This window comes from Spiroplasma endosymbiont of Andrena trimmerana (assembly GCF_964019575.1).
In the GTDB taxonomy this organism is placed as follows: domain Bacteria; phylum Bacillota_I; class Bacilli_A; order Mycoplasmatales; family VBWQ01; genus Spiroplasma_E.
In genome coordinates, this window is the sequence record NZ_OZ026455.1 from 1,149,385 (window position 1) to 1,170,477 (window position 21,093).

Below are 21,093 nucleotides of genomic sequence, written 5' to 3' on the forward strand. Positions count from 1 at the left end.
CTTATAATTTAAAGACAAATTTGAATATTATTGACAACATCGGTATGCTCCCAATAATATTGAATTTATTAAGTCTTTTACAATTTCACTTTATGAATTTATTTTATGATTTAAAAATAATGAATGAGATCGTGAAAAATATAAATTAAACAATACCATCAATAATATTTTACAACCAGGATTAATTATTAAAATTGAATATAAAAATGATAATTTACAATATAAGTTACCATGATCAAATTTTATTTATTTAAAAACAGAAAATGATAATTATTTGGTATTAGCAATTTCCGATAGTGAAGAAGCTAATTTTCAAATATTAAATAAAGAAGGCAGAAAAATTTTGCTTAAAAAATTAATTGAAGAGGAAAAATATTATTTTTTATCTAGAAAATTTTGTAATTTATACACTAAATTTACATTAGTTGAAGATAATTTCTTAAGTGAAAAGGAAGTAAGCAAAATTTTTAAAAAAATAGAAGTATTAGAGAATATTAAAACTATTGAAAATGAAACTCCTCAATTAACAAATAATAAACAAAAAGAATTTTTTCAAGCAAAACTTAATGAAATATTTCAAAAAATTGAAGAACAATATCAGTCACTTATAAAATCATTAAAAGAAATTTTTCCTATTGAAAGATTAAAAGTTATTAATAGTTGAAAGACAATTGATAATAATGAAAATGTAGCAACTAAAAATGAAGATTCTTTATTATTTGAAATGATTATTAAATATATTGATACATATATAGAAGATTTAATTCCAAAAATTAAAGCAAAAGTTGAAAAAGAATGAGAAGAAACTGAAGATGAAGATTGAGATGCAGTTGAAGCAATAACTACTGCTTTCAAATCTGAGTTTGAAAAAAAAGATACTGAAATTCAACATTTAAAAAAAATTCTTGAAGAAAAAGAAGAAAAAATTGCACAACTAGAGACACAATTAAAAAATGTGCTACCTAAAAAAAATAGTCCAATTGTGGATTTTAATGATATAAAAGAGCAATGTGATTTAGAATTTTTACCAATTTTAGAAAACAATTTTGATGAACTTGAACAAAGTAAAGAAAGTGATTCTAGTAGAAATTTATCTTCAACTTCGCTTGCTTCTTATTAAAATATTCATGCCAAAATTTAATTAATACTTATTTTTTGTTAAATTAGCAAAAAAAATTGTTATTATTATATTTAAATTAAGTATCACAATTCACCGCAAGATAATTCATTAATTATTTTGTTTTTTGTGTTATGATTATTTTGTTAGTAAAAAAATATATAAAATTAATAATGCTGTCGAGGATTTTTATATATGGAAGAAAATTTTTATATTAAAAAAGTTTATTATGGTGCTTATGTTAAAAATATAGTTTTGCCTATGAGTGCTATTTTAAATAATAAACGTAATGAAATTGGTATTAAAAATTTAGGGATTAATGATAAAAAATTACGTAATAATGCAATTCGGACTAAAACAAAATTAATACATAAAGCGTATCATAATTTTTATAATTCAAAGGTTTTAAGTTTTGTTACTTTGACTTATGCTGATAATATGCAAGATATTAATAAAGCAAAACATGATATTTCTATTTAAAAAATGGTTATTCTTATTTGGTTAATTATAATGATGTTTTTACTTTTAATCAGTTAGCAAGTAATTATGCTTTTGAAGAAGAAGATTTAATAATTTTAGATGAATTAGCATTAAAGATAAATTCTAATGATTTAGGAGTACAGTTTAAAAATCAACAAGAAAGTTTAGGACAATTTTGTAAGTTAATAGGTCACATGTTTAATGGTACTATGTATTTGATTGAACAACATCCTAATAGAATACCAGTACAAGCAAGAGAAAAAGTAGAGTATGTTGTGCAAGTTAAAAGAATGCGTTTTTTGGGCTTTGTTGTTATATTTAATCTTAATTTATATACTAATATTGATGATTATAATAAAGTAGTGTTTTCACGTCGTAGAACAAAGAAAATGATTAAAAAAGGCATTATGCCTCCAAGTTATAGTGGTGAAGCAATGGCTATGACTTTATTTTTTCCTAGACACTGGTTAAAAAGGTATAATTCACGTGCTTTACATTATGTGCATGAACTTAAAAGTGAATTGTCACCTAAGAAATACCTTAAAGAAGCAAGTAGTATTGATATGACTTATACTGATATTAAGTCTGCTGGTTTAGATAAATTAGATAATATTTTAAAGAAAAAAGATAAACCTAAAAATAAAGATAAATAAAAATAGTTATAGTCCCAGTGAACCTACTGGGACTATAATTTGGGTGAGCCACGTAGTGGCGAGGGACGTAGTCCCTATATACTTGTTAAATATGATTTTGTTTTTCGAAGAGGAATAATTTGTGTTTTTATTATATAAGCAAAAATTTAAAGATTGAAGATTTTTATATAAATTATTAAGTTGTATATTAATTTTTATTTTATCAATATTGACTATCATCTTTTCTGTATTTACTGAATTTTGATATGTTAGTAATACTAATAAAGATAATTTTTATAATTCTATAGTATTGCAAAACTTTGATGTAATGTTATCATTTTGGTCTTCTCAAACAATATTTATTGTTAATATTTGATTTTTATTTTCTTTAATTTATCATCAAAAAGAGCAGACAAATAGATTCACTAATATTTATAGTCAAATTAATTTAACAATATACATAACTATTACTGCCCTTATTTTTTGAGCGGGGATATTTATTGATAGTGTTTCAAAGTTAGATTTAGAACTTAATTGATTTTGAAAATTGAATAATTTATCTTTATTTTGTTCCTTTTTAGATCATTTAGTATCACCAATATTGATGATTATTTTTTTAATTTTAACGTTTAGAAAAAATAAATTTAATATCAATATTAAAAAACAATTTATATTAGTAGTTATTTATCTAACTTATATTTATATTAGAGCCGGTATTTTACAAGCAAATGATGTTAAAAATTTTATTTATCCTTATAATATTCTCAACTTTAATTATTCAATTATTGGAATTCCATTATGAATTAATAGTATCTTAGTTATAATGTTAATTATTAGTACTACATTATTTTATTTGTGAATTAATAAATTTTATTATAAAACAATTAAAGAACAAATAATAATGCAAATAAAGTAATATTTCTGCTAAATCTTAACAATAAATATTAAGCTGATTCATGGTAAAATATAAATATATATTTTAAAATAGGTGAGGTAAGATGGCATTCTTAAAAAGAATCGAAGCATATGGTTTTAAGTCATTTGCAGAACCTTTAACAATAGAATTTGATACTAATATTGTAGGTATTGTTGGCCCTAATGGTTCTGGGAAGTCTAATATTAATGATGCTATTCGTTGAGTTTTAGGTGAACAATCAGTTAAATCATTACGTGGTGAAAATAGTGAAGATATAATTTTTAATGGTGCTAAAGGAAAACAGCCATTAAATAGTGCTCAAGTTACTTTAGTTTTTGATAATACTAATAAAATATTTAAAGTTGATTTTAATGAAGTACAAATTACTAGAAAAACTTTTCGTAATAGTTCAGAAAATGAATATTACATTAATAAAGCTCGTGTTCGTTTAAAAGATGTACAAGAAATTATTATGGGTACAGGTTTAGCTAAAGGTTCACTTGCAATTATTAGTCAAGGTAATGTTTCACGATTTGCTGATTCTAAGCCAGAAGAAAGAAGAACTTTATTTGAAGAGGCTGCGGGTGTTTCAAAATACAAAAAGAGGAAAGAAGAGTCATTACGTAAATTAGAGCGTACTAATGAAAATTTAGTTCGAGTTAATGATATTATTAGTGAAATAAGTAGAAAAATTGAACCATTAGCAAAACAAGCACAGAAAGCTAAAACTTATGTTGAATTACGTGATAATTTAAAAAAATATGAAATTACTATTATTGTTAAAGATTTGGAGACATATCATAATCAATTAAAACTTACAACATTCAGTATAAATGATAATGAAATTTTACAACAACAACTTAATTTAAATATTAGTAAGAATGAACAACAATTAAAATTTTTAAAAAATAAAAGTTATGATTTAGATAAAAACATTAATAGTTTAGAAATGAATTTATCTAATGTTAATAGTTTATTGCAAGTTTTAGAACAACAAAAATCGTTAATGAAAACAAAACAAAGTGAAATAAAAGATCAAACAGAAGTTGAAAAATTAAAAAATGAAATTGAAACTTTGCTTACTATTATTGAACAAAAAACTTTTTTACAAAAAAAAGAACAAGAAAATTTTGATAAAATTAATAATTTATTTGAAGAACTAAATGTTCAACATCAAGATTTAATTTTAGGACAAAATAATATTCATCGTGGTTTAGGTGAAAAAAAAGCACAATTAGAATCGGTAATTAATTATCAACAACGACAAAATCAAAAATATTTGGGTGTTCAAACAATTTTAAATAATAAAGATAAACTATATGGCATCATTGGAGTAGTGAGTGATTTAATTTCGGTGCCCGATCTTTATAGTGAAGCGATTGTTAAAGTATTGGGCAATACTTTAAAAAACATTGTTACGGCGACTAACAAAGATGCAACCAAGGCTGTTGAATTTTTAAAACAAAATAAAGCGGGAATTGCCACTTTTTTACCTTTAAATTCAATTCAAGTTCGAACAGCGACTAAAGAAGATGAAATTATTGTTAATAGTAAATCAGGTTATTTAAGTTTTGCTCATCATTTAGTTACAGCAGTTGATAATAGAATTCAGCCGATTATTAATTTTCTTTTAGGTCGTACTATTATTTGTGAAGACTTAGAAAGCGCAAGAGTTATTTCACAATTAATTGCTGCTAAATACCAATGTGTAACTTTAGATGGTCAATTAATTAAAGCTGGTGGTGCTATTGTTGGAGGTTATCAACATCAAAATAGTATTAATGTTTTTAAAGAAAAGTTAATAGTTTCTGAATTAAAAGAAGAAATTAAATCATTAGAACAACAATTAGTTAATATAAATGTCCAAAGAACAAGTATTGAAAGCGAATTAAATAATTATCAAGGTCAAAAGTTGACAATTACTTTAACAATAAATAAACTGATTAGTGAAATTAGTGAAATCACTAATCAATCACAATTATTAACTACTCAATATCAAACATTAACTGGTAAAAAATTAGATATTGATACTACAAACCAATTAAATGATATTTTTATTCAATATGAAAATTCTAAATATGATCAAGCAACAATAAAAAGTCAACTACAATTAATTCGTAAACAGAAACATCAATTATTAGAACAAATGCAAAATTTAGAAAATGAATTATATAGTTTAAATCAAGAACATTTTATGACTAGTGATAAATTAAATAATCAAAAGCTTGAACAAGTAAAAATGGAGTCAAAAGTAGAGCAACATTTAAGACGTTTAGTTGAAACTTATAATTTAACTTATGAATATGCTAGAGAACATTATAGTGAACCATTAGCAGATGAACAACAAGCACGTAATTTGGTACAACAATTACGTAGTGAAATTGAAGATTTAGGATTTGTAAATATTAATGCTATTGAAGAATTTGAAAATGAAAATGAACGTTATTTACGTTTAAAAACTAAACATGATGAATTACAATTAGCATCACAATCGTTGTTAACAGCCATTGATGAAATGGATAATGTTATGGTAACGCAATTTGATGAAACAATCAAAGCTATTAATATGGTATTGCCCGAAACATTTCAAACTTTATTTGGTGGAGGAACTTGTAGTTTACGATATACATCACCTGATGATATTTTAAATACAGGTGTGGAAGTGCTTGCTAATCCTCCTGGTAAAAGAATTAGTAATTTAAACTTATTATCAGGTGGTGAAAAATCATTAGTTGCATTAGCAGTATTATTTGCTATTTTAAAAGTCAAGCCGTTGCCATTGACAATATTAGATGAGGTTGAAGCACCATTGGATCCAGCAAATTTAGAGCGTTTTGCTAGATATGTTCGTAGTTTTTCACAATATACACAATTTATTATTGTTACTCATCGTCCAGGCACAATGGAAAATTGTGATGTATTATATGGGACAACTATGCAAAATCAAGGAATTACGAAAATGGTAGCCATTAAATTAGCAGATGCTAAAAAAATTATTGAAAGCGATAAATCAGTGAAAAATGTTAATTATGTCGTTTAAACTTTATGTTATATTAAAAATAAATTTATTATTTTTTTATTGTGATGAAACATTAACGATTCATGTTGGTGTTAAACCAACCATATCAATAACAACTCCATTACCATTATCATAGTCAGAAATTTGTCATATGTATCATTGTGCAATTAATATTGCTGCAACTGCACCAATTATTGGAGCTAATGCTGGTAAGGCAACACCTAGGACAGCAGAGACTGCTCCTATTCCCGAACCAATCGCATTATTTAATTTTTATGTAATGTATCATGATTTAATCCAATAACATGGTAAGCAAAATAATATTGATAATAGTTTTCGCCGCCTGCATATGTTGCTACGTTATTTTTTGTTAAATATTTTCAAACGTTATTTTCAGCAGTAATATTAGATAAATCAACATTACTTACTTTTTTTATATGCTGAGTTATACTTGTAAGTGCAAGTAAATAAAATTGCAAAAAATTCTCATATAAAAATTTCATAATGCTAAATTTAGTTTAGAAAAAAGTAAGGAGTTTTTATATGAGTTATAAACATCTTGGCATAGATGAAAGAATTTATATTGAGAATCAATTGAAATTTAAATTTAAAATTAGTGAAATAGCTAAAAATCTTAATCGAAGTATTAGTACTATTATTCGAGAAATTAATAGAAATAAAGATAATAATCATTATTTTTCATTAATTGCACAAAATAAAGCTGAAAATCGAAAACAATCACATATTAGTTTTCATAAGTTTAAAAATAAGAATTTAGTAAAATATGTACAACAAAAATTACTATTAGGTTGATCACCTGAACAAATTTATGGCAGAATTAAAAATTTTCATAAAGAATGAGTTATTAGTTTTAAAACAATTTATACTTGAATTTATTTTGGAATGCTTGATAAAGTTACTAGTAAAAATTTAAGAAGAAAAGGTAAAAAACGAAAATCTAAAGAAAATCGTGGCAAGTTTAATGGTAAATCAATTAAAGAACGAGATATAAATGTTAATGATCGTATAACACTTGGTCATTGAGAAGGAGATACTATAGTATCATCACGAGGTAAAAGCAAATCATGTTTAATAACTTTAGTTGAAAGAGTATCACGATTTACTTTAGCAATATTAGTTAAAAACAGAACTACTAAAGTTATTAATAAAAATGTCAGTTATTATTTATCAATTCTTCCTAAAAACATTGTTAAAACTATTACTTTTGATCGTGGCAAAGAATTTTCAAATTGACAACAACTTGAAAAAAATTTAGATGTAAAAATTTATTTTGCCAATCCATATTCACCTTGACAAAGAGGTACTAATGAAAATACTAATGGTTTAATTAGAGAAAAATTTCCTAAAAAATTTATTTTTTCAAAAACTAATAAAAATGAAGTTCATAAATTTATATTGTCTTTAAATCAAAAACCGAGAAAAATACTAAATTATCTTTCACCAATCGAATATTTGGATAGAAAAATAATTTAGTTGCACTTACCTTTACAATTTAGCATTAATATATTGTTATAATATTATTTTTAAATTTTGGTAATTTATTAGGATTAGTAATTCCTGAATAATTTGCAAAGTTACTATGTTCTCTTACTTTATTTACATTTCATTTTGAAAGGTCTTGGTTAAATTTTTTAGCACCATAAAACATAAAATTCATATATACTGCATTAGAAGTAATTCAATTTGAAATGTTTTGATTGAATGAGGTTGCACCATAAAACATAAGACTAAAACGGTTTATATTAGATACATTTCATGTTGAAAGGTCTTGATTGAATGAAGTTGCATTTGCAAACATAACAAAAGTACTTTTTACATTAGAAACATTTCAATTAGTAATATTACTATTTAATGAAGTGGCTCCATTAAATGTAAAATTCATATTTGTTATATTGGAAGTATCTCATGTTGAAAGGTCTTGATTGAATGAGGTTGCACCTGTAAACATATTTTTTAAAGATGTGATTTCTGGTGGTAATTTGTCAGGTACTTTTTCAATTGTTCTTGGCATTCTAACAACTTGAATTTCTCCTAATATATTTTTATAAAATCCAATTTGAATAATTTCTTTACTATTTATCTTTGATAAGTCTTTTTCACTAGTTGTTATTTGTTTGCCATCTTTGTCAATATAAATTGTGTCTTGTTGAGTTTTATTTTGAATATAGTTAGTTGTAATATTATTTTTTTGTATAGTTGAGTTTAAGAAACTTGCTAAATTTCCTGTGGTTGTTGCAAATGTTAAAAGACTTACTGCTGTTAATAATGTTTTCATTATGAAAACCCCCTTTTTATTTTTTCCAATAACTTCTTAAATTTAAGAAGTTAACTACATTTTAGTGTTTTTAAAAATAAATGCAATTAACTATTTTTGTATATTTGTATTAATAACAAATTATGAAATACTACAATAACTATTATCTTTGTTTGTTGAATTTTGTTTATTTTGTGTATCATTAGCATTTATTTTATTAACATCTAATTTGTCATTTACTTTTTCTTTTTTAATATTTTTATTTTTTTCTCTTTCTTTTAATAAATCTTGTGTGTAATATATATTAACTATTTCAGTTATTGATGGCATAATTTTAATTCCCCTTTATTTTTTTAAAATTAAAAATTCAATTACTTTAAAACCAAGTAATAGGGGCTTTGCCCCTTGTTGCTTCGCAACTCACCCCAGCGGGGCTAAACCCCGCGGCCAACCCAACAAAAGGTTCTTTGTTGGTTCCGGCCATTTTTTTTAATTTTTATCTCCCTTTTTCTTTAAAATATTATCCAATTTATCTAAACCAGCAGACTTAATATCACTATAAGTCATATCAATACTACTTGCTTCTTTAAGGTATTTCTTAGGTGACAATTCACTTTTAAGTTCATGCACATAATGTAAAGCACGTGAATTATACCTTTTTAACCAATGTCTAGGAAAAAATAAAGTCATAGCCATTGCTTCACCACTATAACTTGGAGGCATAATACCTCTTTTAATCATTTTCTTTGTTCTACGACGTGAAAACACTACTTTATTATAATCATCAATATTAGTATATAAATTAAGATTAAATATAACAACAAAGCCCAAAAAACGCATTCTTTTAACTTGCACAACATACTCTACTTTTTCTCTTGCTTGTACTGGTATTCTATTAGGGTGTTGTTCAATCAAATACATTGTACCATTAAACATGTGACCTATTAACTTACAAAATTGTCCTAAACTTTCTTGTTGATTTTTAAACTGTACTCCTAAATCATTAGAATTTATTTTTAATGCTAATTCATCTAAAATTATTAAATCTTGTTCCTCAAAAGCATAATTACTTGCTAACTGATTAAAAGTAAAAACATCGTTATAATTAACCAAATAAGAATAACCAGTCTTTAACTTAATAGGGAAAGGACTAACTACTCGTTTCTTATGAGTTTGTGCTAAACAACAAGCAAGGGCAGATTTGCCAGTTCTTGGAGGTGCTGAAATAATATAACTACCAACTCGTTTTAAAATTTTAACATTACGAATAGTTATAAGAATTGGATAAATAATTATAATCAAACCTATAACTAATAACACATAACCATATCAAGGCATAATAAACTCCTAACCTATAATTAAACTAATTGCTCTAACAAATAATCATAAAGGTATAATATTTTCTATTCCACTAACAATATCAACATTTAAAGCAGTACTAATCGTATCTGAAAAAATGTGTCGTAATAAACTATCTGTTGTAAAAAGAAATTGTCTTAATGGCTCAACTGGTAAAACTTTACCAACAACTCCATAAAGTACTCATCTAAAAGCATTACGTAAATGTCCAAAAACATCATATCAACTTGGTCTTTCATACTCAGGATTAAAAGTACTATTTGGTGGTACTGGCGTTATATTTTCACTTGAAAAAATATTGATTTGACCAAAATTCAACTGTGGTGAAAAAGTTGGTCTAGTTGATTCACCATGAACATCAAAAAATACTGTTAAATGTCTTAAATTTGGAACACGAATAGGCATGGTAACAAAATTATATAAATCTTGTTGATAAATATCATTATCCACTTTACCTTTAAAAACATATTTTGTATCACCAACATAATCTAAAAAACTAAAAGTAAAATTAGCAGTAAAAGTTTTAAAATATTCATATTCAAAATAAAACATAAAACCTTGAATATAAAAACTTAAAGGTTTATCAATTTCAAAATTTAACTGTGTTTGAAAATTTATAATACTTTTACCAGTATTAACAAAATTTAAATTATTAGTATTATTCTTTGCAACATAATTATGATTAAACATAATAGGTGAAAATTTATCTAATTGTTTTCTATTAAAAGTATAAACGCCAGTTCCCATATCTATCATTTGTGACGGAACACCAACTGTATCACTATAATAATAACACGTATATAAACCCTCATTATTACCTATAAATTCACCACTTACTAATTTTAAATCCGGTTGGTCAACATCAAAATAAGCAGAATTTCATGGTATTGTTGCTCAATCATCAAAATTATGATACTTAACATGTTTAACCATTTCTTTTGTAATATCATAATTAACGACATTAGGGTCATTTGAAACAATTAAACTAGTTGGTGCTTGAACAGAAGTATTTACAACAAAAAACAATTTAGCAAATTTAAATCACATAATTATTTACCAAACAAACATCTTAAAACTCATCATAAACCATAAAATATAATAAATCCAATAAAAAACTGCGTTCCATAAACTACTAAATTTCATAAAATAGTAGTAAATTGGTCAACTGGACTTCCTATAAACATAGTTCAATAATCAACTATACATTGATGTATTTTATTGTAAATATCTCAAACACTCATACTTAACACCTACCCAAACAATGACCTAAAAATAAATTTAATACTACGATAAATAAAATTAAAAAATACACCTAATACCAACCAAAAAGTCAAATTAAACAAAATATAAACTTCATCAGTAATATTAGTTTGATTTAAAAATATACTAATATCATTACTAGAAAATATAAAAATTAAATGCAATATACTATTCACAAAATCACTCATAATTAAGTACCTACAAACTTTCCTTTTTTATTTTCAACACCCTTAGCCTTATTTCTTAAACGTTTTCTTTCATGTTGCTTAGCAATTTGCTTTCCAACAAATTTTGAACCACCTTTAATATTTTTATAACTTTGTTTTACAGTCCCCGATGTAGAAACTGGCTGAATATCAATATTTAAAAAAACTGACATTGCAAACTTTATTAAAAGAATAAAAACAACAAAAGTTCCCAAATTAAAACCTAAATCTGCCATTGGTAAATTTCAAAATTTCATAAAAATTTGTCCAAATAGTTCTAAAATTTTTGAAATAAAAGCAACACCCATAATAAACTACTCCTATATTATTTTTAATAATTTTAAAATTAATGAAAAAGTAAAAAGTACTAAAATAATTGCTAACAATGGTGCTGGCATAGAAACTATTTGTTGTGAACTATCACCAAAAATAAAACTTTTAATAACCAAAGATAAATTATGTAAACCAGAAAAATCAGTAATATAACTTTGTAAAATATTTTGCACAATATTATTTAAAGAAGGTAAAAGTTTACCTAATAAAGGAAAAACAAAAATTATTGCAAAAAATAATTTAATCATAACTATTACCTCCTAAAAAACCTAATAATTTCTATCTAAATCCACGAATAATATGTCCTATGAATTCTTTAATAAATACTAAAACCATCATAAATATTGGAATTAAGACTGGTCAATTTGTCATTATTGAATCACCAGCAAATACTCAATTAAAAACATAACTAAAAGATTCTAATAATTTTTGACCAATACCTCCAATCATTTCTATTAAAGCACTTAAACCTTTTGGCATACTAATCACCTCCCTCCTCTAACTCTTTTCTTGCTCTTTCTTTACGTTTTTGTTCTTTACAATATCAACAATCAGGTTCAATTACCTCATGTTTTTTATGTTTAAATTTTCAAACTAACTTTTTAATAGAATCTTTAAAAAATCAAGAAGTTCCCAGAACAGCAATTATCGCAACTAGTCATTTAACCATTATTTTTTACCTCCTAAAAAATTATTAAAACTCATATTTTCACTTAATCTTTGTTCAAAATTTCTTTTTGCCTTTTTCTTATGCAACTTTTGTCTTGGCATATTTTTTCATTTATCTTTTTTCATTTTAAACACCACCTAACGTATAAGCATAAGAATAATCCCAATTTAAACTTGCTCTATCTAAATTAATCTCCGATATACTATCATCATTTAAATCAACATCAATCATACTGTTATTTGTACTTTGATAATCATTAATACTAGCATTAATTAATCTTGCTCTTTCATCAGTAAACACTTCTTGTAATTCTGTATTATTATGTGTACTTCCCAAAGGTAACAATAAAGTATTAATAATCTCACTTGCACCGGCAATAATAGTAGGAATAGCAAAATAATTACTAAAATCATTATTAATACCCATAGCAACACCACTACTAATCAAACAACCACCAGTACCCATATTTGCTATCTTTCTTATATTTTGAAACCTATTAGGTATTAATTCAGTTAAACCACTAATAACATTTGCTATACCAAAACTATTTAAAGATATATAAGTATCTCAATCTACAAAAGGCATATCAATTATTGGTTTAACAGTTGTAAAGGGTGAATAAGTTGGTCTTGGTGGTTCAGTAGACAAGGTGGTCAAAAACATGGTTCATCTCTTAATAAAGAAACTGACTTATCTACACACTGCACAAACTTAGCATAATTAACTAAACCAATTGTTCCTAAACCTAAAAATATCTTTTTATAATTATTAATCACTTTATTTCTAGTAGTGGGTCTTTGATTAATATTTCATATATCAATTCCTAACTTCTTACTAAATAACAAAGAATTAATAGAACCTAATACTGGGTCTTTTAAATATTGACCATAATAAGCACTAACTCCAACCATAGCACTTAATGGACTTAATCCAGTTCTTAAAATTTTAGTTAAAGTATAATTACTAGTTTGCTCTAATACATTAGGCATAAATAAAACTCCTTACTTTATATACTAATAAGGAGCTTATATATGAACTATAATCTAATTCATTGGGGCTTAAAATGAAAAATATATAATCCATATATAAGCCCCTTATTTAATTATTTGTTGATATATTATTTTCATTCAGTAATATCTACAATAGTACCGGATAAATCCAATTTTAAATCATAATAATTACCAACTTTAAAACTAAGTTTATGTAAATATTGTGTAAAATCATTAACTACTAACGGATTATATCATTTATCCCGTACTTTACCGGTAGGTATATTAGTTTGTTTATTAATTTCTAAAAAGGTTAAAACATCAAATTTCAAATTTTGACCTTGATTATTTTTATCAGGTATCATTCTATTTTTATCAATATTAACTAATTGAACTTTGAACATAAAAATTACCAACTCTTTCTATATAAAATATAAATTGAATTGGCAAACAATTATAAATAATTAAATTAAAAATACATAATTATAAAATTAATTTAATAAATAAAAAGTTCTTAATATTAATATTTAACTATCCCGGACAAGGAATTGTTACCAATTCAAATAAGTTAAATAAAATTTTAAAAACTAATTTAAAACATATTTACTTATGTGTAAATAATATCATAATTAAACAAAATATCAATAAATATACAACAAAAAAGTAAGCATTATCATTTCTTGTCCGAAAAACAATAATACTTACCATAATTAAAGTATAACAAAATCACAAAAAAATACAAATATAGTATTATTTTACTTGAAAAAATTTAAAATTAATGTAAAACTCGCTTATTTAAAAATATTTTTTCAATTTTACTTTTATCAAAAACTTTATAAATAAAATCTAAAATATCATTTCTATTAAATTTATTTTTTAATCAATATCTAAATCGTAAACTTTCTAAACTAATATAATAGTTAAAATCTTTAAAGTAATCACAACTAGCAATATAATCATAACTTCCGCCAATTAAATAAGTAACACCTTGTTCATTTGATTTAGTTTTAAATAAATAAAATTCTTTTGCTTTTTCACATGCTTGTACTAATTCTTGTAAACTTAACATTTTAGTACCACGAACTACAAGCGGATTTTTACAATTTCTACTAAAAGAATATGCTTGAATACCAACATCTTTTTGATTTAAAGATTTAATATTTTCTTGTACTTTTGTTACATATTTACTCAAATATTTAACCACAAATTCATTTGTACCTTTATGTACAACTTTTAAATCAATACCTTTATTATTACCAACATGTGGTCATCATTTAGTTATCATACTATAAGGTATTTTACGATTAAATAATATATGAAAATGTACGGCTCCTCGTTTTTGATATTCATAAACATAAAAATATCTTAATTCACCTAAATATTTAGAACGTTTAGGGTCATTTCATCAACGTTTTAAACGTTTAAAGAATAATTGTAAATCATGTTTTGCTTTTCTAATATCAGTTTCATTTTTATGATAAGTTAAAGTTAAAAAACTTAAAATTCTTGCATTATAAAAATTATGTAATGCTTTTTGAACTAATTTACATTTAGTACGAACATTATTATTTCTTAATTTAGTAATATTACCAATATTCTTTATACCTAATTTATTTCTTTCATTTTTTAAAATATCAATAGGTAAAACAACATTTTTAACATAACAAGCATAAAAAATTTTTTTAACATAAAAATTATATGAAATATTCATTTATAATCATCTCGGACAAGAATTTTTAATAAAATTAAATGATTTATAAAAAAATATAAATCTTTAATAAGCATATCATAAAAAAATGATAAAATTTTAATTATCATTAAAAATTAAAAAAAGAGGTATTTATGAAAATTTTTAAACGCATTATTAGTTCTATTTCTATACTTTTATGTATCACAATTATTTGAATTCCTATTCATTTTTTCTTAAAAACTTTAATGTATGGAGATAAACGAGAAAATCAAAAAAATAAAAAAGAAAACATCAACTAAGATGTTTTTTTAAAATTCTAAACTTGCGGTGAAAAATGATACTTAACTAAAGTTAATTATAAACTTATATTATGTAAGTTTATAATTGAATTATATATTTAAAATGCTAAATTGTAAAGGTAAGTGCAACTAAATTATTTTTCTATCCAAATATTCGATTGGTGAAAGATAATTTAGTATTTTTCTCGGTTTTTGATTTAAAGACAATATAAATTTATGAACTTCATTTTTATTAGTTTTTGAAAAAATAAATTTTTTAGGAAATTTTTCTCTAATTAAACCATTAGTATTTTCATTAGTACCTCTTTGTCAAGGTGAATATGGATTGGCAAAATAAATTTTTACATCTAAATTTTTTTCAAGTTGTTGTCAATTTGAAAATTCTTTGCCACGATCAAAAGTAATAGTTTTAACAATGTTTTTAGGAAGAATTGATAAATAATAACTGACATTTTTATTAATAACTTTAGTAGTTCTGTTTTTAACTAATATTGCTAAAGTAAATCGTGATACTCTTTCAACTAAAGTTATTAAACATGATTTGCTTTTACCTCGTGATGATACTATAGTATCTCCTTCTCAATGACCAAGTGTTATACGATCATTAACATTTATATCTCGTTCTTTAATTGATTTACCATTAAACTTGCCACGATTTTCTTTAGATTTTCGTTTTTTACCTTTTCTTCTTAAATTTTTACTAGTAACTTTATCAAGCATTCCAAAATAAATTCAAGTATAAATTGTTTTAAAACTAATAACTCATTCTTTATGAAAATTTTTAATTCTGCCATAAATTTGTTCAGGTGATCAACCTAATAGTAATTTTTGTTGTACATATTTTACTAAATTCTTATTTTTAAACTTATGAAAACTAATATGTGATTGTTTTCGATTTTCAGCTTTATTTTGTGCAATTAATGAAAAATAATGATTATTATCTTTATTTCTATTAATTTCTCGAATAATAGTACTAATACTTCGATTAAGATTTTTAGCTATTTCACTAATTTTAAATTTAAATTTCAATTGATTCTCAATATAAATTCTTTCATCTATGCCAAGATGTTTATAACTCATATAAAAACTCCTTACTTTTTTCTAAACTAAATTTAGCATTATGAAATTTTTATATGAGAATTTTTTGCAATTTTATTTACTTGCACTTACAAGTATAACTCAGCAAATATATATTTTAAATATATTTTTGTACAAAATTAAAATTTAAATCTAAGTTATTAAACTTATTTCATTAGTTGTTATAATTGAAATATATTTAATATAATTTAGAGGGGTATTTATTATGTATTTTTATATTATACTTTGAATATTTTTAATATCATTTAAATATTTCTATATTATTATTTTCTTTATGATAGCTTTTATTTTTAAAACTGCTATTTTAACTGATATTATTTATTGTTTAAGTTTTATTTGTTTAAGTGTGATCATCGTTGCGTGAAAGCAAAATTTTAGTCCTGTCCAAATTTCGTTGTTTGTTCTTTATAATATTTGAGCTCTAAGATTAGGTAGTTTTTTATTATTAAAAATTATTAAACATAAGGTTGAATATCGTTTTGATAAAATTATTATTAATTTTTGAAAATTTAGTATTTTTTCAATTTTACAAGGAATTTCAGTTTTTATGATTAGTATTCCTACGGTTTTTGCATTAAGTCTTGATATTGTTTATTTTAATAGTACATTTAATAATTACTTACTTATTTTTATTATGCTTGCTATTTTATTTTTAGTTATTGAGACAATTGCAGATTGACAAAAGTTTAGATTTTCCTTAAAGAAAAAACATGATTTATTTTTTATTAATTATGGTTTATGAAAAGATTGTCGTCACCCTAATTATTTAGCAGAAATTGGGTTTTGATATATGATGACAGCATTGTTTATTTGTGATTTATTATTTAAAAATATTAATAGTGATATAAATTATTTATTTCATTTATTATGATTATTAAGTCCGTTGTATTTTAATGTTGTAGTAATTAATATTACCGACATACCAATATGAGAAGTAAAACAATGACAAAGGTTTCACTCTAATGAAGATTATTACAAATATTTAAATGAAACTAGTTGTGTAATGTGTTATATCGGTAAAAAAGTTCCAATTAATAAAGTGAAAAAATTAATATATAAAAAATAAGAACATATGTTCTTATTTTTTATATATTAATTTATTAAATTCTTTTTATTGCACTATTAACAAAATCTTCATTTGGATCAAATTTAGTTTCGTTATTAATATTTCATAATTTTTCTTGCTCTGTTTTAGTAACTTTATTAGGCATTTGTATATCAAGAATAACATGTAAGTCACCACGTTTACTACTATTAGGGTAATAGAATCCCTGATTTTTTAAAGTAATTTTGTCACCGTATTGTAGTCCTAATGGTAATTTATGTTTAATTATTCCTTCAAAGGTAGGAATCATAATAATATTTCCCAAAATAATATCTAAGTAAGATACTGGTAATTTAATATACATATCACTACCTTGACGATCTAAGAAAGCGTGTCGCTTAATATTAATACCAACAAATAAATCGCCTTGAGTACCACCATTATGACCAATTTTACCTTTACCTTTAATTCTAATTTGTTGACCATCAAAAATACTGCGAGGAATATCAAATTCTAATTTTTGATTTTCAATATAATAGCGATGTCCTTTGCATTTTAAACATTTTTGACGAATAATTTTACCAAGTCCTTGACATTGGTTGCAAACACCTTGATGTCTAAACATACCTAATGGTGATTGTTGAACATATTCAAGAACTCCTTTACCTTTACATTTATCACATGTACTAATATCATTAGGAGTTCTAGCACCAGTTTCTTTACAATCCTTACAAGCAACATCAATGTTAATACTAATGGTCATTTTTTTGCCAAAGAATACATCACGATAACTAATTTCAACTTTTGTTAGGATATTATCACCTGGTGTTTTACCATTATAGCGTTGTTGTTGTCTTCTATTACCACCAAATAAGTCACCAAATAAGTCACCAAATGCCGAACTAAAGTCACCGAAACCACCAAAGCCACCGAAACCAGAAGAACTACCAACTCCGGGCATATCATGACCAAATTGATCATATTTTGCTCTTTCATTAGTATCAGATAAAACTTGATAAGCTTCACTTATTTCTTTAAATCGAGCTTCATCACCACCACTTGGTGAATCGGGATGATATTTTTTTGCAAGCGTACGAAACGCTTTCTTAATTTCATCTGGAGTAGCATTACGTGAAACTCCTAGAATTTCATAATAATCACGTTTTTTACTTGCCATTTTGTCCACCTCTAATTATTTTATTTAGTTGTTGCGTCAACATCAATAACATCATCACTTTTATTATCATCTTTTTTAATATGATCTGTTGGTTCTTGTTTTTGTTGGTTCATAAATTGTTGTGCAGCAGCAAATGCTTGTTTTAATTGTTCTAGTTTTTCTTTTAAATCATCATATTTTTTTTCATCTAGTGATTTTTGTAAGTCATCACGTAGTTTTTTCATTTCAGCAATTTGTGGATTTTCTGCTTCGCCTTCTTTTGCTGATTTAGTAACTTCAGCAGTCATTTTATCAATATCATAAATATAGGCTTGTGCTTGATTAGATAATTCAATTTCTTCTTTATGTTTTTCATCGTTTTCACGATTCTTTTCAGCATCTTGTACCATTTTTTCAATTTCGTCTTTACTTAAAGTACCACTATTGCTAATAGTAATTTTTTGTTCTTTATTAGTTTTTAGATCTTTAGCACTAACAGATACAATACCATTAACATCGATATCAAAAGTAACTTCAATTTGTGGAACACCTCTTGGTGCTGGTTCGATACCACTTAATTGGAAACGACCCAGTGAATGATTATCTTTGGCTAGTGGACGTTCTCCTTGTAAAACACTAATATCAACAGCGGGTTGATTATCTTCAGCAGTTGAAAAAACTTGTGACTTTTTAGTAGGAACAGTAGTATTACGAGAGATTAATGGCGTCATTACTCCTCCTAAAGTTTCAATACCTAATGATAAAGGAGTTACATCTAATAGTAAAACGTCAGTAACATCACCCGATAATACTCCTCCTTGAATAGCAGCACCTAAAGCTACTACTTCATCAGGGTTAACACCACGATGTGGTTCTTTACCAATTTCGTTTTTAATAACTTCTTGCACAGCTGGGATTCTTGTTGAACCACCAACTAAAATAACTTCATCAATTTCATTTTTGCTTAATTTAGCTTCTTTTAAGGCATCACGAACAGGAGCAATAGTTCTTTCAACTAGTGATTTTGTTAGTTCATTAAATTTGGCACGTGTTAATTTTTCATTTAAATGTAATGGACCTGAGGCATTCATTGAAATAAATGGTAATGAAATATCAGCTTGTACTACTCCTGATAAGTCTTTTTTTGCTTTTTCAGCAGCATCTTTTAAACGTTGCATTGCCATTTTATCTTTTGATAAGTCAACACCATTACTTTTTTTGAATTCACTAACTAAATGTTGAACAATTAAGGCATCAAAGTCGTCACCACCAAGTTTGTTATCACCACTAGTTGATAATACTTCAAATGTTCCACCTGCTAATTCTAGAACTGAAACGTCAAATGTTCCACCACCTAAGTCAAATACTAAAATTTTGTGATCTTTATCTTGTTTGTCTAAACCATAAGCGATGGCAGCAGCAGTTGGTTCGTTAATAATTCTTTCTACTTTTAATCCTGCAATAATTCCTGCATTTTTAGTAGCTTCACGTTGTTCATTGTTAAAGTAAGCAGGAACAGTAATAACTGCTTTTGATATTTTTTTACCTAATTTTGATTCAGCAAAAGTTTTAATAGTGCGTAAAATTTCTGCAGATACTTCTTCTGGTTTACGTGTTTTAGTAGCGGCTTTAACTGTTTCTTTAGTTCCCATAATTCTTTTAATTGAACTAACAGTATTATCTGGATCAGTAATAGCTTGACGTTTAGCAACTTCACCAACCATAATTTGACCATCTTTGTAAGCAACAACTGATGGTGTTGTTCTTCCACCTTCGGCATTTTCAATAACTTTTGGCTTATCACCTTCCATTACGGCAACACATGAATTAGTTGTTCCTAGATCGATTCCTAAAATGATTTCTTTATTTGTTGTTTTATTTGTAGACATAATATTTTCACTCCTTAATTTTTCTTTGTTTCTGTTTTTTCTTCTTTAGTTTGAAAAACTTTAACTTTAGTAGTGCTAATGACACGATTATGCAATTCATAACCATTAGCTATAACTTCAACAATAGTATTATTTTTTACATTTTGATAAGCATTGTTTGTATTATCATTAATAATTTCTACTGCCTCATGTTGGTGAGAATTAAATTGATCTCCAACTTTAGCAGTAATTTCTTTTAAACCTTCTTTACCAAGTGCTTTAATTAATTCTTCATAGATAAATTTAAAACCAACTAGGAAATTTTGAACAGCTGCATTATCAGTTTTAAAGTTTAGTGCTCGTTGGAAATTTAATAAAGTATGAACTAAATCTTTAATAATTTTTTGGTTAGCATATTTAATGTGTTCTTTATTTTGAATTTCTAATTCTTTAATGGTATTTAATCTAGTAGCTAGCATTAATTGCTTTTGTTGTGAATTAATTTTATTAAGTTCTGTTGTTAATTCTTTAATTTTTGTTTCTAATTCGATTTCTTTATTTAATGATATTTTTTCTTCTTCGACACTTACTGGTGTTTCAGTAACAGGAGTTGAAATAGTTGTATCTTTAGTTTCTGTTGCTGATACTTTATCAATGTTATCTTTTTTAGCTTTTGTCATT

At 24.9% G+C, this 21,093-nt stretch carries 29 protein-coding genes; 9 read left to right on the forward strand and 20 right to left on the reverse strand.

Translation table 4 applies throughout. The features are described 5' to 3' along the window. Positions 1-274: 274 nt before the first annotated feature. The 7 genes from AACL03_RS06810 (at position 275) to AACL03_RS06840 (ending at position 6,468) form a co-directional block, all read left to right on the forward strand. The gene (locus tag AACL03_RS06810) at positions 275-1,120 is read left to right on the forward strand and encodes a hypothetical protein (RefSeq protein WP_339039906.1); all 846 of its coding nucleotides are present in this window, start codon (positions 275-277) and stop codon (positions 1,118-1,120) included. A gap of 192 nt (positions 1,121-1,312) precedes the next feature. Further along, positions 1,313-1,597 (forward strand): hypothetical protein, encoded by a 285-nt coding sequence (locus AACL03_RS06815; protein ID WP_339039907.1) that lies wholly within the window; start codon positions 1,313-1,315, stop codon positions 1,595-1,597. Between the two features lie 17 nt (positions 1,598-1,614). Then, a complete protein-coding gene (locus AACL03_RS06820; protein WP_339039908.1) occupies positions 1,615-2,250 on the forward strand; it encodes a zonular occludens toxin domain-containing protein in 636 nt (211 codons plus the stop codon). A 121-nt stretch (positions 2,251-2,371) separates the two neighbouring features. Continuing rightward, positions 2,372-3,145, forward strand: a complete 774-nt coding sequence (locus AACL03_RS06825) for a hypothetical protein (RefSeq protein WP_339039909.1) — start codon at positions 2,372-2,374, stop codon at positions 3,143-3,145. An 82-nt stretch (positions 3,146-3,227) separates the two neighbouring features. Continuing rightward, positions 3,228-6,185: an AAA family ATPase gene (locus AACL03_RS06830; protein WP_339039910.1), complete on the forward strand. Its 2,958-nt coding sequence runs from the start codon at positions 3,228-3,230 to the stop codon at positions 6,183-6,185. Further along, positions 6,175-6,300 carry a hypothetical protein gene (locus AACL03_RS06835; RefSeq protein WP_338957517.1) on the forward strand — a complete coding sequence of 42 codons (126 nt, stop codon included), beginning with the start codon at positions 6,175-6,177 and terminating at the stop codon, positions 6,298-6,300. Before AACL03_RS06830 ends, AACL03_RS06835 begins: the two co-directional genes overlap by 11 nt. Before the next feature lie 15 nt (positions 6,301-6,315). Next, positions 6,316-6,468, forward strand: coding sequence for a hypothetical protein (locus tag AACL03_RS06840; RefSeq protein WP_338957514.1), 153 nt, complete (start codon positions 6,316-6,318; stop codon positions 6,466-6,468). On the opposite strand, the gene AACL03_RS06845 is transcribed toward AACL03_RS06840, so the two are convergent. Beyond that, on the reverse strand, positions 6,431-6,667 hold the full coding sequence (locus AACL03_RS06845) for a hypothetical protein (protein ID WP_339039911.1): 237 nt from the start codon (positions 6,665-6,667) through the stop codon (positions 6,431-6,433). The two genes, AACL03_RS06840 and AACL03_RS06845, sit on opposite strands and share 38 nt — an antisense overlap. Positions 6,668-6,707: 40 nt before the next feature. On the opposite strand from AACL03_RS06845, the gene AACL03_RS06850 reads away from it, so the two are divergent. Further along, positions 6,708-7,658: an IS30 family transposase gene (locus AACL03_RS06850; RefSeq protein WP_339038665.1), complete on the forward strand. Its 951-nt coding sequence runs from the start codon at positions 6,708-6,710 to the stop codon at positions 7,656-7,658. 25 nt (positions 7,659-7,683) lie between these two features. Here the strand turns inward: AACL03_RS06850 and AACL03_RS06855 are convergent, their stop codons facing one another. The 16 genes from AACL03_RS06855 to AACL03_RS06930 form a co-directional block, all read right to left on the reverse strand. Continuing rightward, positions 7,684-8,460, reverse strand: coding sequence for a BspA family leucine-rich repeat surface protein (locus AACL03_RS06855; RefSeq protein WP_339039912.1), 777 nt, complete (start codon positions 8,458-8,460; stop codon positions 7,684-7,686). Between the two features lie 120 nt (positions 8,461-8,580). After that, on the reverse strand, positions 8,581-8,769 hold the full coding sequence (locus AACL03_RS06860) for a hypothetical protein (RefSeq protein ID WP_338957506.1): 189 nt from the start codon (positions 8,767-8,769) through the stop codon (positions 8,581-8,583). Between the two features lie 159 nt (positions 8,770-8,928). Then, the gene (locus tag AACL03_RS06865) at positions 8,929-9,777 is read right to left on the reverse strand and encodes a hypothetical protein (RefSeq protein WP_339039913.1); all 849 of its coding nucleotides are present in this window, start codon (positions 9,775-9,777) and stop codon (positions 8,929-8,931) included. 9 nt (positions 9,778-9,786) lie between these two features. Continuing rightward, positions 9,787-10,845 carry a hypothetical protein gene (locus tag AACL03_RS06870; RefSeq protein WP_339039914.1) on the reverse strand — a complete coding sequence of 353 codons (1,059 nt, stop codon included), beginning with the start codon at positions 10,843-10,845 and terminating at the stop codon, positions 9,787-9,789. A gap of 2 nt (positions 10,846-10,847) precedes the next feature. After that, the gene (locus AACL03_RS06875) at positions 10,848-11,039 is read right to left on the reverse strand and encodes a hypothetical protein (protein WP_338956933.1); all 192 of its coding nucleotides are present in this window, start codon (positions 11,037-11,039) and stop codon (positions 10,848-10,850) included. Between the two features lie 9 nt (positions 11,040-11,048). Continuing rightward, positions 11,049-11,246, reverse strand: a complete 198-nt coding sequence (locus tag AACL03_RS06880) for a hypothetical protein (protein ID WP_339038745.1) — start codon at positions 11,244-11,246, stop codon at positions 11,049-11,051. Positions 11,247-11,248: 2 nt separating this feature from the next. Then, the gene (locus tag AACL03_RS06885; RefSeq protein WP_339038743.1) at positions 11,249-11,572 is read right to left on the reverse strand and encodes a hypothetical protein; all 324 of its coding nucleotides are present in this window, start codon (positions 11,570-11,572) and stop codon (positions 11,249-11,251) included. A gap of 12 nt (positions 11,573-11,584) precedes the next feature. Continuing rightward, on the reverse strand, positions 11,585-11,845 hold the full coding sequence (locus tag AACL03_RS06890) for a hypothetical protein (RefSeq protein ID WP_338956747.1): 261 nt from the start codon (positions 11,843-11,845) through the stop codon (positions 11,585-11,587). A gap of 31 nt (positions 11,846-11,876) precedes the next feature. Beyond that, entirely contained in the window at positions 11,877-12,077 is a 201-nt protein-coding gene (locus AACL03_RS06895; RefSeq protein ID WP_338956925.1) for a hypothetical protein, read from the reverse strand. A 1-nt stretch (position 12,078) separates the two neighbouring features. Then, a complete protein-coding gene (locus AACL03_RS06900) occupies positions 12,079-12,267 on the reverse strand; it encodes a hypothetical protein (RefSeq protein WP_339039915.1) in 189 nt (62 codons plus the stop codon). Next, entirely contained in the window at positions 12,267-12,392 is a 126-nt protein-coding gene (locus AACL03_RS06905; RefSeq protein WP_339038736.1) for a hypothetical protein, read from the reverse strand. The genes AACL03_RS06900 and AACL03_RS06905 overlap by 1 nt, the downstream gene beginning before the upstream one ends. A gap of 1 nt (position 12,393) precedes the next feature. After that, positions 12,394-12,930, reverse strand: coding sequence for a hypothetical protein (locus tag AACL03_RS06910; protein WP_339039916.1), 537 nt, complete (start codon positions 12,928-12,930; stop codon positions 12,394-12,396). Further along, complete coding sequence (locus tag AACL03_RS06915) at positions 12,858-13,256, reverse strand: hypothetical protein (RefSeq protein WP_339039917.1); 399 nt, start codon at positions 13,254-13,256, stop codon at positions 12,858-12,860. Before AACL03_RS06915 ends, AACL03_RS06910 begins: the two co-directional genes overlap by 73 nt. Positions 13,257-13,384: 128 nt before the next feature. Further along, a complete protein-coding gene (locus AACL03_RS06920) occupies positions 13,385-13,660 on the reverse strand; it encodes a hypothetical protein (protein WP_252321084.1) in 276 nt (91 codons plus the stop codon). 371 nt (positions 13,661-14,031) lie between these two features. After that, positions 14,032-14,967 carry a rolling circle replication-associated protein gene (locus AACL03_RS06925; protein ID WP_339039918.1) on the reverse strand — a complete coding sequence of 312 codons (936 nt, stop codon included), beginning with the start codon at positions 14,965-14,967 and terminating at the stop codon, positions 14,032-14,034. A gap of 407 nt (positions 14,968-15,374) precedes the next feature. Then, positions 15,375-16,325, reverse strand: a complete 951-nt coding sequence (locus AACL03_RS06930) for an IS30 family transposase (RefSeq protein ID WP_339038665.1) — start codon at positions 16,323-16,325, stop codon at positions 15,375-15,377. 412 nt (positions 16,326-16,737) lie between these two features. Between AACL03_RS06930 and AACL03_RS06935 the strand changes: the two genes are divergently transcribed. Further along, positions 16,738-17,409, forward strand: coding sequence for a DUF1295 domain-containing protein (locus AACL03_RS06935; protein WP_339039919.1), 672 nt, complete (start codon positions 16,738-16,740; stop codon positions 17,407-17,409). A gap of 34 nt (positions 17,410-17,443) precedes the next feature. On the opposite strand, the gene AACL03_RS06940 is transcribed toward AACL03_RS06935, so the two are convergent. The 3 genes from AACL03_RS06940 to AACL03_RS06950 are packed head-to-tail and all read right to left on the reverse strand — an operon-like array spanning position 17,444 to position 21,092. Beyond that, positions 17,444-18,565, reverse strand: coding sequence for a DnaJ C-terminal domain-containing protein (locus tag AACL03_RS06940; RefSeq protein ID WP_339039920.1), 1,122 nt, complete (start codon positions 18,563-18,565; stop codon positions 17,444-17,446). Between the two features lie 20 nt (positions 18,566-18,585). Continuing rightward, entirely contained in the window at positions 18,586-20,433 is a 1,848-nt protein-coding gene (gene dnaK, locus AACL03_RS06945; protein ID WP_174481222.1) for a molecular chaperone DnaK, read from the reverse strand. 14 nt (positions 20,434-20,447) lie between these two features. Further along, entirely contained in the window at positions 20,448-21,092 is a 645-nt protein-coding gene (locus tag AACL03_RS06950; protein ID WP_338957498.1) for a nucleotide exchange factor GrpE, read from the reverse strand. Between the last annotated feature and the right edge of the window lies 1 nt (position 21,093).